A 12942-nucleotide genomic window follows, 5' to 3' on the forward strand; every position below is an offset into this window, starting at 1 on the left:
CCTAACATGAACGAACGGGAGATCAGACTCACCAGCAGCCTCGAGCTGGTGCGGTGGATCGGCTGGGCTCAGCGCAAGGCCGGCGAGGACTGGATCCGCGAACGCGAACTCAGCCACGAACAGGCCTTCGTGCTCGGCTACCTCACCCAGAACCCCGGCTCGATCCAGCGCGACATCGCCGCGATCAGCCGAACGAGCGCCGCGAGCGTCTCCAGCCTGCTGCAGGGACTCGAGCGCCGGGGCCTCATCGAACGGCGCACAGACCCAGAGAACGAACGAAGCAAACGCGTCTACGCGACATCAGCCGGCAGCGAGCTCATCGCCGGATTCGAGACCGCGATGACCGACGCCGACGAGAGCATCCTCGCCCCGTTGGACGAGGACGAACGCGCCACTCTTCTCGCACTCCTCACGAAGATCACGGCGGAACTGCCGCAGCCCACCCGGTAACCACCGGTCCGGCGCGGCCCGGCCGCGCATCCTGAACACTCATCGCCGTGCCGGCGCTCGTCGGCGCGCGCTCGAGCCTGCCCGGAAAGGAGCAGCCATGAGCACCACGAACCTCGAAACCACACCGGAGGCCGACGCCGTCGGCACCAACCGCTGGTATCTCTCAGCCGCACCGATCGTCCGCGCCCTGATGCACCTCTGCGTGCCGATGGCCGCCGCGATGATCGTCGGCGCCGTTTACAACGTCATCAACGCCGGCTTTATCGGCTCACTGCACGACAACGCCCTGCTCGCCGCGGTCACCTTCGGCACCCCGGTTCTCGGACTCGTCATGGCCGTCGGCGGGGTCTTCGGTGTCGGCGGCGGCGCACTCATCTCACGTCTGCTCGGTGCCGCCGAGCACGACCCCGCGAAGGCCGGTGAGATCAAGCGCGTCTCATCGTTCGCGGTCTGGGGCTCGGTGATCGCCGGGGCCGTGTTCGGTGGGATCGGACTGCTTCTGCTGCATCCCCTCGTGACTCTGCTCGGCGCGGATGCCGCCGCCGTGCCCGCGACAGGCGCGTACGTCGCCGTCATGCTGGCTTTCGTTCCGGTGCTCGCCGCCGCCTTCTGCCTCGAACAGCTCGTTCGCGCGGAGGGCGCCGCCCGCCAGGTGATGATCGGACTCATCGGATCCACGATCGCGAACGTCGTATTCGACGTGTTGTTCATCCTCCTGCTGCACTGGGGAGTCGCCGGCGCTGCACTGGCGATGGGTCTCTCGAACGTCGGCGTCGTCGCGTATTTCGTGATCTGGCTCCACCGCCACAGTGAGCACGTCAGCCTCGCGCCGCGCTGGTTCACACTGTCGCCCGCCGTGTTGAAGCCCGTGTTCGGCGTGGGCGTCGGCGAACTGCTCCAGGCCTCCTTCCTCATCATCACCTCGCTGGTGCTCAACAACCTCGCGGCTGCTTACGGCGACGGGCCGCTCGCCGCGATGGGAGTCGCTGTGCGTATCGCGCAGGTGCCGGAGTTCCTGCTCATGGGCGTGACGCTCGGCGTGCTGCCGCTGCTCGCTTACTCGTACGGCAAGGGCGACGCGAGTCGTCTCAGGTCGGCGCTGCGTGCATCCGCGATCACCGTGGGCGGGGTCGGCATCCTTTTCTCAGCTGTGGTCTTCCTCTTCCGCGACCAGGTGTTCTCGACGTTCGTCTCCGACCCGTCCGTTCTCGCGATCGGCGTCAGCATCCTGACCGCGCAGCTCGTGGCGATGATCGCGAACGGGTTCGCGGGACTCATCACCTCGCTGTTCCAGGCGACAGGGCGAGCACTGCCGGCGACCGTGATGTCTGTGACGCAGGGCATCCTGTTCATCCCGATCGTGCTGCTCGGCAATCTCTGGTTCGGCCTTCCCGGCATCATCTGGGCGCTGACCGTCACCGAGGGGCTCGTCTTCCTCGCCGGCGTCGGGATGTGGCTGGCATCCCGCCGCTCGATCGCCCGCGGTCTCGCCGAGGGCAGCCCCGAACGCGCCGACGAGGTGCTCGAGGCCGCCGCAGCCTGAGCGTCGGCGCTTGCGCGCGATGGGACTCCGTGGAGAATGTACGAATCGAGACGAGGAGATGGGCATGGAGTTCACGACGACCCTGCTACTCGGCGGCAAGACCGCCACAGGCATCCGGGTCCCCGACGATGTGGTCGAGGGTCTCGGTGGCGGAAAGCGCACCGCGGTTCAGGTGACCATCAACGGCGTGCAGTATCCGAGCACGATCGCCATGATGAACGGTGAGCCGATGATCCCCGTGAGCGCCGAGATCCGCGGGAAGGCGGGCATCGCAGCCGGGGACGAGCTGACCGTCATCCTCGAGAAGGACGACCAGCCGCGCACGGTCGAGGTGCCGGACGACCTCGCCGCGGCACTCGCGGGCGACAAGACCGCGGGCGAGCGATTCACGGCGCTGTCGTACAGCAACCAGCGACGCCACGTGCTGTCCGTCACGGGCGCCCGCACCGAGGAGACGCGCCAGCGCCGCATCGGCAAGGTGCTCGAAGAGCTGAACGGCTGAGCGGCCGAACAACCCGCCTTAAGCGGCGTCCATGATCGGCTGGTGCTCGTAGCCCGCCTCATCGAGGATCATCACAGTCGACTCCGGCACCTCCACGAACGCACCCGGAAGGTCGTTCAGCGGCTCGGAGACGACCACACGGGCACGGTCGCCGAAAATCCTGAGCCGCTCGGCATCCGGATACAGCTGCTGCAGAGTCGGGATGTCGACCGAGTGGAAGAGCGTGCGCGTGCGGCCCTGCGTCGAGTAGCGGAACGCCCACACGGTCGCCCCGTCCGACAGGGCGATGCTGGCCTGCACGGGGAACGGCACGCCGTGATCGTGGGCCACCGACTCGACCTTGCGAAGCGCCCGCTCGACAGCCCCGATGGGGTCGTCGCGCAGTCCGAACGTGAGCGCGAGATGGAACAGCACCTCCGAATCCGTGGTGCCGTGGATGTGGGTGTACAGCGACGGATCGACGGCGAACGTCAGGTCTCGCTTCATCTTGTCGAAGCCCGAGATGAAGCCGTTGTGCATGAACATCCAGTTTTCATAGCGGAACGGATGGCAGTTGGTCTGCTGGATGGGCGGCCCTCCCGCCGCGCGCACATGCCCGAAGAAGAGCGGACTCATGATCGACTCCGTCAACTCACGGAGGTTCTCGTCATGCCAGGCGGGCTCGATGCTGTGGAAGATCGCCGCCTTGGTGCCGACCTTCGAGCCTTCCGGATACCAGCCGAACCCGAAGCCGTCACCGTTCACGGTCTCCGCACCGAGCGGCGAATTCAGCGATTGGGCGACCAGCGAATGCTGGGCGTCGAGGATGAGGGTGGACGGTTTGAGCGGTTCCCCCGAGTAAGCAAGCCAACGGCACATGTCAGTCATCTCCCGTTTTCCCGGGTTCGACGTCGACACCACCGGGATTCACTGCTGACACTAGCTCCCTGACGACGACGGGTCTATGTGCGGTACATTCCAACGGTGCCGTACATCGAAGCGTGTGGCCTGAAGAAGACGTACCGCCCCGCGGTGCGGAACCCGTTCACGCGCTCGACGGCCTCGACCTCCAGGTCCCGCAGGGCACGGTACAGGCGCTTCTCGGGCCGAACGGCGCGGGCAAGACCACGGCCGTCAAGGTGCTCACCACGCTGATCGAAGCGGATGAGGGCACGGCGACGATCGACGGGATCGACGTGATGGCGCGGCCCGAGCGCATCCGTCCCATGATCGGTGTCTCCGGTCAGTATGCGGCGGTCGATGAGAATCTGACAGGCTTCGAAAACCTCGACATGGTCGGCCGCCTCTACCATCTGGGACCGCGCCGGTCGCGGGCCCGGGCCAAGGAACTGATCGACCTGTTCGACCTGACCGAGGCGCAGAACCGGCCGGTGAAGGGATTCTCGGGCGGCATGAGACGCCGGATCGACCTCGCCGGCGCCCTCGTGACGAAACCCCGGATGCTTTTCCTCGACGAGCCCACGACCGGTCTCGATCCGCGCAGCCGGCTCGGGATGTGGGACATCATCACCTCGCTCGTCGGCGAGGGCACCACCGTGCTCCTGACGACGCAGTACCTCGAAGAGGCAGATCAGCTCGCCGACAGCATCTCCGTGATCGACGACGGCAAGGTCATCGCCGAGGGAACCTCGGACGAGCTGAAGGCATCCATCGGCGGCCAGAAGATCGAGCTGACGCTCGTGTCGACCGACGACACGCCTGTCGCCATCGACATCCTGCGCCGCTACGGCACCGGCGAGCCGACGACGGAGAACGAAGGCCGGGCGCTGAGCGTCAACTCCGACGACGCGCCCGCCGCGCTGCAGGGCGTGCTCGGCGAGTTCAGCGAGCGCGGCATCGGACTCTTCGACGCAGGGATGCGCCGGCCGACGCTCGACGACGTCTTTCTTCGGCTCACGGGCCACATGGCCTCCGCCGACGACGAAGGCGACGACACCGACGCGGCAACGAAACCGAACTCCAAGGCCAAGAAGAAAAAGAAGAAGGCACGGGAGAGCGAGGTGGAGCGACGATGACCACCACAACGACGAACAGGCCATCCGAATTCGCGCCGACGCACACGTCGCCGATCGCGAACTGGTTCAACGACGGCTGGATCACCACCCGCCGCAACCTGATCAAGATCAAGCGCGTGCCCGACATCCTGGTCTTCACGACCCTGCAGCCGATCATGTTCGTGCTGCTGTTCACCTATGTGTACGCGGGCGTGATCGAGATCCCCGGCAGCACCTACACCGAGTTCATCATGGCGGGCATCTTCGCCCAGACCGTGGTCTTCGGTTCGACGTACTCCGGCTCCGCCATGGCTCAGGATCTGCGCGACGGCATCATCGACCGGTTCCGCACCCTGCCGATGAGCCCCTCCGCCGTGTTGATCGGACGCACCAACGGCGACCTGCTGATCAACTCGATCTCGATGGGCGTCATGATGGCGACGGGCTTCATCGTCGGGTGGCGCATCCGGTCGAGCCCGATCGAGGCGATCGGCGGGGTCGCGCTGCTGCTGCTCTTCGCCTACGCCCTGTCGTGGGTGATGGCTTTTCTCGGGATGAGCGTGCGCAGCCCCGAGGTGATCAACAATGTCTCGTTCCTCATCCTGTTCCCTCTGACGTTCCTGTCGAACGCGTTCGTTCCGATCGACACCCTGCCGACCCCGCTCAAGATTTTCGCGACATACAACCCCGTCTCGGCTCTCGTTCAGGCAGCCCGCGAGCTGTTCGGCAATGTGCCGCCCGGCGCTCCGGAACCGACCGCGTGGCCGCTGCGGTATCCGAGTGCGACGGTGCTGATCGGGGTGACCGTGGTGCTGGTGATCTTCGTGCCGCTCGCGATTCGCAAGTTCAAGCAGATCACCAGCCGCTGAGGAGTCAGTTGTCGGGATCGACCCGGCCGGTCAGGTCGGTAGCTGCCGCACCGTCTGCCCGAACTCGGGCAAGAACAGGTTCCAGGCTCGACGGCGCGCGCGGTTCGGGTCCTCTTCGACGCGGTCGACGTCGTTGATGATCAGCGTGTTCCGGGCATTCTGCGTGTACGGCGGCCAGGCGTCGACGTCGCCGCGTTCGGCGAAGTCGAGCCAGTGCTCGCGCATCCGTTCGCCCGCTGCCGCGTACGACTCACCGCCTCCGAGCGAGGTGATGGCTCGGGCCAGTGGGATGTCCATCCTGTCGAACAGGGCGAACATCTCGACGCCGTGGGTGGCGTCCAGCCCCGCGATCTTGAGCAGCCGCGGCGCGAAATCGAAGCGGTAGACATGTACCGGCGCGAACGCGGAATGGTAGTCGGCGACCCGGATGCTCGGGTACCAGAACCCATAGTCGCCGCTGAAGTCGGCCGCCGCTCGACGACCGGGCAGCCCCGGGTACGCCTGGCGCATCCGGGTTCGGGATGCCGCCGGCGCACGCGCGAACAACGCGTCGATGCGGGCCGACGACCGCGGCAGGATGTCGACGCGTCCGCGGAAGATCGACCCCTCGCGCTCGTTCGTCCCGATGATCAGCGGAACCCGGTGGGCACGTCCGGCGCGCACCGCCTCCATCGGGTGCTCGGGCAGGAAGTCGCCGTCGATGACCGGCGCGAGGCAGAACATCCCCGGATACGACTCCGGCGTGCGGATCTGCAGAGTCAGACACGCGGTCAGGAGGTCGGAGACGTCGGCTCCCACAAGCAGGTCGTGATCGTCGTCGGGAGCGGATGAGGGCACGATCCCACGCAGTATCTCCACGAACTCGGCCGCCCAGACACCGGTGATCGCGGGTCGGTAGATCGCGCTCGGCGGCGCGCTCTGGGCGATGGCTCGGGCGAACAGCCCCTCCGCCGCAGGCGTCGCGAGAAGGGCGACGACCGCGTTGCCGCCGGCGGACTCCCCGAAGACGGTGACATTGTCCGGGTCTCCGCCGAATCCCGCGATGTTGTCTCGCACCCACTGCAGCACGGCGACCTGGTCGCGCAGCCCGAGGTTGTTCTCGATCGGCCGCTCGGGCGTCGAGTAGCTCGTGAAATCGAGGTAGCCGAGCGGTCCGAGCCGGTAGTTGAAGCTCACGTAGACCGCTCGCTGCGTCAGCACGAAGCTTTGCCCCTGACCTGAGAACTCTCGCGAAGACCCCTGCGAGTAGCCGCCGCCGTGGATGAACACCATGACGGGCAACGGATGCTCGGCTCCGGCCGGCGCCTGCACGTTGACCGTCAGACAGTCTTCGTCGGTCGCGAAGGAGAACGGTACCCCGCGGAGTCTCCTCCGGAGGGTCTGTGGCGCTTCGGCCCCGAGCTGGGAGGCGTCGCGGACGCCGTCCCACGGAACAACCGGAGCGGGAGCGCGAAACCGCAGCTCTCCGACCGGCGGCGCGGCGTACGGGATGCCCCGCCACGAGTCGATCTCGCCCTCGTGCACTCCGAGAATCTCGCCACCGGTGACGGTTACGCGCAGTCGAGTGTCCTCGTCGCTGCGTGCGCGCATCCCGAACCTCCTCGCCCGACCTATAGAACGCCGATCGGAGGTTCCGGGCTAGGGTTAGCTCGCTCGCATCGTTCGCGCCTGCGGGCGGGCATGGCCGGATGCGGCGATCGTCTTGCGGTAGATGTAGCTCACGAAGCGGGGAGCGTCCGAGTCATCGAACAGGGTGAAGACGTCGAGCGAGTTGGTGTTCTGCGCCTGCGACTCGATCGCGATCGTCGGTGGCAGAGCATCCGGCGCCGCCTCGAGCATCACGGACACGTCGGCGGACTGGCTCTTCGGGTACACCAGAAAGGCGACCAGCTTGCGCGGCCGTGACCCGATCTGTGCAGGCTCCCTCATTCGCTCGCCGTCAGCGCAGCGTCGCCGCGGCGGGGCAGTCGAACGGGTCGCGGGCGGAGAGTCCCACCCGGTTGAGGTAGTTGATCACGATTCCGTACGACCTCAGCAGAGTGGTCTGGGTATACGGGATGTTCTCGGCCGCGCAGTGCTCGCGAACGATCGCCGCCGCCTTGCGCAGGTGCGGTCGCGGCATGCTCGGGAAGAGGTGGTGCTCGACCTGGTAGTTGAGGCCGCCCATGAGCGTGGTGGTGCCGAATCCTTCGATGTTGCGGGAGGTGAGCACCTGGCGTCCGAGGAAGTCGACCTTCACGCCCGGCTCGATCAGCGGCATGCCCTTGTGGTTCGGCGCGAAGCTCGCGCCCATGTAGATGCCGAACACGGCGAGCTGCACGCCGAGGAAGGCGACGGCGACCGGGAACGGGATGAGCCAGAAGACCACACCGAGGTACAGCGCGAACCGCACGGCCAGGAACGTGATCTCTTTGCCGCGACCGTCGACCTTGCCGCGCTTGAACAGCGTGCCGAATGACCGGACGTGCAGGTTGACGCCCTCGAAGGCGAGGAGGGGGAAGAAGAGGTAGCCCTGCCGGCGCGTGACCATGCCGATGATGCCGCGCTGCTGCTTGGCCGCATCCTCCTCGGTGAACGAGATCGTGTCGATCTCGATGTCGGGGTCTTTGCCGATCGTGTTCGGGTTGGCGTGGTGCCGGGTGTGCTTGGTCATCCACCAGGCGTAGCTGATGCCGACGAACAGGGTCGCGAGAACACGGCCCATGCGGTCGTTGACCGGCCCGGATGTGGCGATCTGCCGGTGCGACGCCTCGTGTCCCAGAAACGCGAACTGCGTGAAGATGACGCCGAACGCGCCGGCGACGAGGAGCTGGAACCAGCTGTCGCCCAGGAGAGCCATGCCCGCGAATCCTGCGGCGAGTGCGACGACGAGCCCCGAGAAGACGAGCGCGTAGAACGTGCGCGTGCGCCGAAGGAGGCCTGCGTCGCGGACCGTGTTCAGCAGCCGGGAGTAGCTTCCCGTGCCGATGGGCTGGGTGCTGATCCGCGGCCCGGTCTTGCGAATCGGTCCGAGGGTAGGTGCGAGTGTCGTCATGCCATGCCGTTCAGTCGATTCGACTTCTCAGCCGGCGTATTAGGGTATCCACCCTCAGATGTCCTCAAGGTACAGCGCCAGGCTGACCACCGCCCGTTAATACCCCGACGACTTGTCGGGTGTCGTGTTGCGCTCGAGTGGCGGCGAATCGACCTTCCGAGCGCCCGCGAACATCGATTTGCCGCGACTCGCGCTACTTTCGGGAGGCGGTGACGGTGAACTTGGGGTTGCGGGCGATCTGGCGGGTCGGGCCGACGACGGACTCGAGCGCGCCGCGGTAGCCGAGATGCGAGTTCCAGACCGTCCAGAGCTCGCCGCCGGGCGCGAGCACGCGCGCGGCGTCGGCGAACATCCGGTGGGCGAGGCCGGTGTGCACGGCGCTGCCGATGTGGAAAGGCGGGTTCAGCAGGATGAGGTCGGCGCTCGCATCCGGCTGGGCACCGAGCGCGTCGTCGCGCACGACCGCGACCTGCGAGGCCACACCGTTCGCCGCTGCGGTCGCCGACGCGGATGCGATAGCCGCCACGGATTGGTCGGTCGCGATCACACGGATGCCCGGGCGACGCATCGCCAGGGTGGTCGCGAGCACCCCGGTGCCGCAGCCGAGGTCGATCGCCGTGCGGGCATCCGGAACAGCGTCGTCGAGCACGTCGAGCAGCAACTGCGTGCCGATGTCGACGGATGCGCCCGCGAACGCTGCGCCGTGAGCGCACACCCAGAGACCCAACGCCTCGTCGTAGAGGCGTCGCGGCCAGGGGCGAGCGCAGCGGCGGCAGCGGGCAGCGCATCCGTCGCCGTGAGCACACGAGCCTTCTGCCGAGCAAGCGACGCCTGCAGAGAGCCGAAGACCTGGCCGAGCACCCCGTTCATGGCCGTGGTCAGGTGTTTCACCATACCACCCGCATAGACGGTTACCTCGGGATGCGCATGCTCGGCGACGAGCGCAGCGATCTCGGCGAGTGCGTCGAGGCTGCGGGGCAGACGCAGCAGAACCACCCGCGCGTTCGTCACGAGCGAGGGGTCGAGAGGGTGATCCTCGTATGTTCCGTCGAGTCCGAGGGACTCAGCGTTCAGGGCGAGCGCGCGCACCCCGGTCAGCGCATCCTGATGCACCCGGATGCGCTGGGCGCCGTGGGCCGCCGCTGCCAACGTGAGAGCGCCATACGAATCGCCGATCACCACGACCTCACTGGGTCCCGCTGCGGAGATCGCGTCGGAAGCCGTGTCGAGGATGAGTCGGTCGGCCGCATCCACCGCGAACAGATTCTGGGCTTCGACGTCGGGCCGACGACGAAGGCTGTCGAAGGGGAAGTCGGTGATGGCGGGCACGCTCCTTCCTACCACCTCGCCATCCGGCGGCCGCGCGGAAAGAATTTCGGGCGATCTGTCGATCGGGCTCTTTCTCGTTCGACCTTGGGAATGAGAGGGTTCAGAAGCACCCTCCAGAACACAAGGAGACATACCGTCATGGCCAAATACATGCTGATCTTCCGGACGACCGACGAGGCGAACGCGAAGTTCGCGACCGCGGACTTCACCGAGATGCTCGACTCGGTCGGCCGGTTCAACGATGAGCTGATCCGCGCGGGCGTGCTGCTCGCTGCCGAGGGGCTCGAGGATCCCTCGCAGGGTGTCGTCGTCGACTTCACCGGCGAGACTCCCGTCGTCACCGACGGCCCGTACGGGGAGACCAAGGAGCTGTTCAACGGCTACTACATCCTCGACGTCGCCTCCGTGCAGGAAGCCGTCGAGTGGGCCAAGCGCCTGCCGCACACGGACGGCACCAAGGTCGAGATCCGCCGCGTTCCGACGATCGACGAGTTTCCTCAGGACAACGAGTGGGTGCAGAAGGAGCGTGCTTGGCGCGAGTCGACCGGGCAGCTGTGACCGACGAGCGACGCGCCGTCGAGGCGGTGTGGCGGATGGAGTCCGCCCGCATCGTCGGCGCGCTCGCTCGGTACACAGGCGACTTCGCCCTGGCGGAGGACGTCGCGCAGGAGGCACTCGCCGAGGCACTGGTCGGCTGGGCTGTGGCCGGGGTTCCCCGCGACCCGGTGGCGTGGCTGCTCACCGCAGGCCGCCGCCGCGCGATCGACACGTTCCGGCGCCGGGCGGCCGGGGATGAACGCTACGCGGTGCTCGCGAACGATCTCCGCGAGACGAGTCCGGGTGCCGACCTACTGTTCGATCCCGATGCGATCGACGACGACGTGCTCGCCCTGATGTTCACCGCCTGCCACCCGACCCTGCCTCGGGAGGCGCGGATCGCGCTGACCCTGCGCGTGGTGGGAGGTCTCACGACCGACGAGATCGCCAAGGCGTTCTTCGTGCCGGTGTCGACAGTGCAGGCCAGGATAACCCGGGCGAAGAAGTCGCTCGCCGCCGCACACGTGCCGTTCGCGGTGCCGGAGCCGCGCGAGCGCGCCGAGCGCCTGGGCTCGGTGCTGAGCGTCATCTACCTGATCTTCACGGAAGGGTCGTCGGCGACCGGCGGCGAGACCTGGATCAGGACCGAGCTCGCGCAGGAAGCGATCCGACTGGCACGCGTCCTGGTGCGACTCGAGCCCGAGCCCGACGTCTTCGGGCTGCTCGCGCTCATGGAGCTGACGGCGGCCCGCTTTCCGGCGCGGATCGACGCGGCCGGCAAGCCTGTGCTGCTGGAAGACCAGGATCGCCGTCGCTGGGACCGGTCCGCGATCCGCCGCGGCCGCGCTGCCCTGGCTCGGGCCGTCGCCGCCGGGAAGGGGCTCGGGCCATACGGTCTGCAAGCGTCGATCGCCGAGTGCCACGCGGTCGCCGCATCCGTCGCCGAGACGAACTGGGACCGGATCGTCGTGCTCTACGAAGCGCTGGGCCAGGTCGCACCGTCGCCGGTGGTCGACCTGAATCGGGCGGTGGCGGTCGCGATGGCGTCTGGTCCCGCATCCGGACTCCTGCTCGTCGACGAGATCGCCGAGCGCGGTGACCTCGACGGGTCGCACCTCCTCCCCGCCGTTCGCGCCGAGTTGCTCGCGCGGCTCGGCCGAGCCGATGAGGCCCGAGTCGAGTACGCCCGAGCGGCCGACCTTTGCGGCAACGCCGCAGAACGCGCGGTGCTCGCGGTGAAGGCCGCCCAACCGTGACGCAAAGCGATCCTCGGCCGATGTCGAAAACCGCCTCCGCCGTTCGACGTCAGAGTTAACCGATTGAAAGGGGAACGCACATGCGGTTCCAGATTCTGATCTACAACAACGCCGAGTTCGACGATGCGCTGGAGAACGGCCTCAAGCCCGAGCTCGATGAGGCGCACCGCTCCGTTCTCACCGAGCTCAGCGCATCCGGTGAGCTCGTCGACAGCAACGAACTGAGCACGGACGAGGCGGTCGTCGTTCGGGTCGACCCCGCGAAGCCCGGCAGCAGGATCACGACGGACGGGCCTTACTCCGAGGCGAAGGAATGGGTGGGCGGCTACTACGTCGTCGACGTGGAGAGCATCGATCGCGCCATCGACATCGCCGCGCGGTTCGTCGAGGCTCGGTACTCACCGATCGAGGTGCGCCAGCTGGTGCACTCGGAGGCTACAGCCAACCCTTCCGCTTGAACGCCCAGTAGAGGCCGAATCCGGTCGCGAGCATCAGCGCGATGGCGAAGGGGTAGCCGAGCGACCACTGGAGCTCGGGCATGTTGCGGAAGTTCATCCCGTAGATGCTGCCGACGAGCGTCGGGGTGAACAGGATGGCCGCCCACGACGAGATCTTCTTGACCTCGTCGTTCTGCGCCTGGCCGACGAGCGCGGTGTGCACGCTCAGCGCGTTCTGCAGGATCTGCCGGAACCCGTCGGCACGCTCGGTGATCCGGATGACGTGGTCGTGCACATCCCTCAGCCCCTCGCGGAGAGAGACATCGACGCCCGCCTTCTCCAGCTGCTCGCGCAGCGCTCTGGAGCATCGGGCCGAGAGGTGCCACCGCGCGCTGGAAGTGCATGACCTCGGTGGAAAGCTCGTAGATGCGACGCGAGACGCCCTCGTCGCCGTTGAAGAGCTGGTCCTCGATCTCGTCGATGTCGTTCTCGAGGCCGGCGACGACGGGCTCGTACTCGTCGACGACCTGGTCCAGGATGGCGTACAGCGCGGCGATCGGACCGTGCGCGAGCATCCCGGGTTCCGATTCCATGCGGCGACGCACGGCGGCGAGGTCGGGCTTCTCGGCGTGACGCACCGTGATGAGGAAGTCGCTGCCGAGAAAGACGTGCACCTCGCCGAACTCGACCTTCTCGGTCTCATCGATGTACCGCGCCGGACGCAGCACCACGAAGGTCGTGCCCTCGTACTTCTCGATCTTCGCCCGCTGGTGGCCGGTGAGGGCGTCTTCAACGGCGAGCGTCGGCAGGTCGAACTCGGTCGCCACCGCGCCGAGTTCGCTCTCCGAGGGGCGGTACAGACCGATCCAGGCGAAGCCGTGCCGGTCGCGGACGGCCTCGTACGTCTCCTCGAACGAGGAGGGCGCGGTCGTGCGCTTTCCGTCCACGTAGACGGCATTGTCGATCAGCATGGCGGCAGCTCCTTCTCGAG

General features: G+C 67.1%; 12 protein-coding genes and 2 pseudogenes. 8 read left to right on the top strand and 6 right to left on the bottom strand.

All coding sequences use genetic code 11. The features are described 5' to 3' along the window. Positions 1-6: 6 nt before the first annotated feature. The 3 genes from ACQ86A_RS19620 (at position 7) to ACQ86A_RS19630 (ending at position 2495) form a co-directional block, all read left to right on the top strand. A complete protein-coding gene (locus tag ACQ86A_RS19620; RefSeq protein WP_431278579.1) occupies positions 7-450 on the top strand; it encodes a MarR family winged helix-turn-helix transcriptional regulator in 444 nt (147 codons plus the stop codon). A gap of 97 nt (positions 451-547) precedes the next feature. Further along, entirely contained in the window at positions 548-1993 is a 1446-nt protein-coding gene (locus tag ACQ86A_RS19625; protein WP_431278580.1) for an MATE family efflux transporter, read from the top strand. Positions 1994-2057: 64 nt separating this feature from the next. Further along, positions 2058-2495, top strand: a complete 438-nt coding sequence (locus ACQ86A_RS19630; RefSeq protein WP_431278581.1) for a YdeI/OmpD-associated family protein — start codon at positions 2058-2060, stop codon at positions 2493-2495. A gap of 18 nt (positions 2496-2513) precedes the next feature. On the opposite strand, the gene ACQ86A_RS19635 is transcribed toward ACQ86A_RS19630, so the two are convergent. Then, a complete protein-coding gene (locus tag ACQ86A_RS19635) occupies positions 2514-3353 on the bottom strand; it encodes a class II glutamine amidotransferase (RefSeq protein ID WP_431278582.1) in 840 nt (279 codons plus the stop codon). A 122-nt stretch (positions 3354-3475) separates the two neighbouring features. On the opposite strand from ACQ86A_RS19635, the gene ACQ86A_RS19640 reads away from it, so the two are divergent. Both ACQ86A_RS19640 and ACQ86A_RS19645 read left to right on the top strand, forming a co-directional pair. After that, positions 3476-4510 (top strand): ATP-binding cassette domain-containing protein, encoded by a 1035-nt coding sequence (locus ACQ86A_RS19640; protein WP_431278583.1) that lies wholly within the window; start codon positions 3476-3478, stop codon positions 4508-4510. After that, positions 4507-5358 carry an ABC transporter permease gene (locus ACQ86A_RS19645; RefSeq protein ID WP_431278584.1) on the top strand — a complete coding sequence of 284 codons (852 nt, stop codon included), beginning with the start codon at positions 4507-4509 and terminating at the stop codon, positions 5356-5358. The genes ACQ86A_RS19640 and ACQ86A_RS19645 overlap by 4 nt, the downstream gene beginning before the upstream one ends. Before the next feature lie 30 nt (positions 5359-5388). Here the strand turns inward: ACQ86A_RS19645 and ACQ86A_RS19650 are convergent, their stop codons facing one another. The 4 genes and pseudogenes from ACQ86A_RS19650 to ACQ86A_RS19665 all read right to left on the bottom strand — a co-directional run bounded on the left by ACQ86A_RS19650 (position 5389) and on the right by ACQ86A_RS19665 (position 9712). Then, positions 5389-6948, bottom strand: a complete 1560-nt coding sequence (locus ACQ86A_RS19650; protein ID WP_431278585.1) for a carboxylesterase/lipase family protein — start codon at positions 6946-6948, stop codon at positions 5389-5391. 54 nt (positions 6949-7002) lie between these two features. Beyond that, positions 7003-7287 (bottom strand): hypothetical protein, encoded by a 285-nt coding sequence (locus ACQ86A_RS19655; protein WP_431278586.1) that lies wholly within the window; start codon positions 7285-7287, stop codon positions 7003-7005. A 10-nt stretch (positions 7288-7297) separates the two neighbouring features. Beyond that, on the bottom strand, positions 7298-8392 hold the full coding sequence (locus ACQ86A_RS19660; RefSeq protein ID WP_431278587.1) for a fatty acid desaturase family protein: 1095 nt from the start codon (positions 8390-8392) through the stop codon (positions 7298-7300). Between the two features lie 193 nt (positions 8393-8585). After that, positions 8586-9712, bottom strand: a pseudogene (locus ACQ86A_RS19665) (class I SAM-dependent methyltransferase). Between the two features lie 147 nt (positions 9713-9859). Between ACQ86A_RS19665 and ACQ86A_RS19670 the strand changes: the two are divergent. From ACQ86A_RS19670 to ACQ86A_RS19680, 3 genes are all read left to right on the top strand, one after another. Further along, positions 9860-10279, top strand: a complete 420-nt coding sequence (locus ACQ86A_RS19670) for a YciI family protein (RefSeq protein ID WP_431278588.1) — start codon at positions 9860-9862, stop codon at positions 10277-10279. A 35-nt stretch (positions 10280-10314) separates the two neighbouring features. Continuing rightward, on the top strand, positions 10315-11514 hold the full coding sequence (locus ACQ86A_RS19675; RefSeq protein ID WP_431280497.1) for an RNA polymerase sigma factor: 1200 nt from the start codon (positions 10315-10317) through the stop codon (positions 11512-11514). A gap of 80 nt (positions 11515-11594) precedes the next feature. Continuing rightward, positions 11595-11972 carry a YciI family protein gene (locus tag ACQ86A_RS19680; protein ID WP_431278589.1) on the top strand — a complete coding sequence of 126 codons (378 nt, stop codon included), beginning with the start codon at positions 11595-11597 and terminating at the stop codon, positions 11970-11972. On the opposite strand, the pseudogene corA reads toward ACQ86A_RS19680, so the two are convergent. Beyond that, positions 11950-12922: pseudogene (corA, locus tag ACQ86A_RS19685) on the bottom strand (magnesium/cobalt transporter CorA). The gene ACQ86A_RS19680 and the pseudogene corA sit on opposite strands and share 23 nt — an antisense overlap. Between the last annotated feature and the right edge of the window lie 20 nt (positions 12923-12942).

The organism is Leifsonia poae (assembly GCF_050632195.1).
GTDB classification, from domain to species: domain Bacteria; phylum Actinomycetota; class Actinomycetes; order Actinomycetales; family Microbacteriaceae; genus Leifsonia; species Leifsonia poae_C.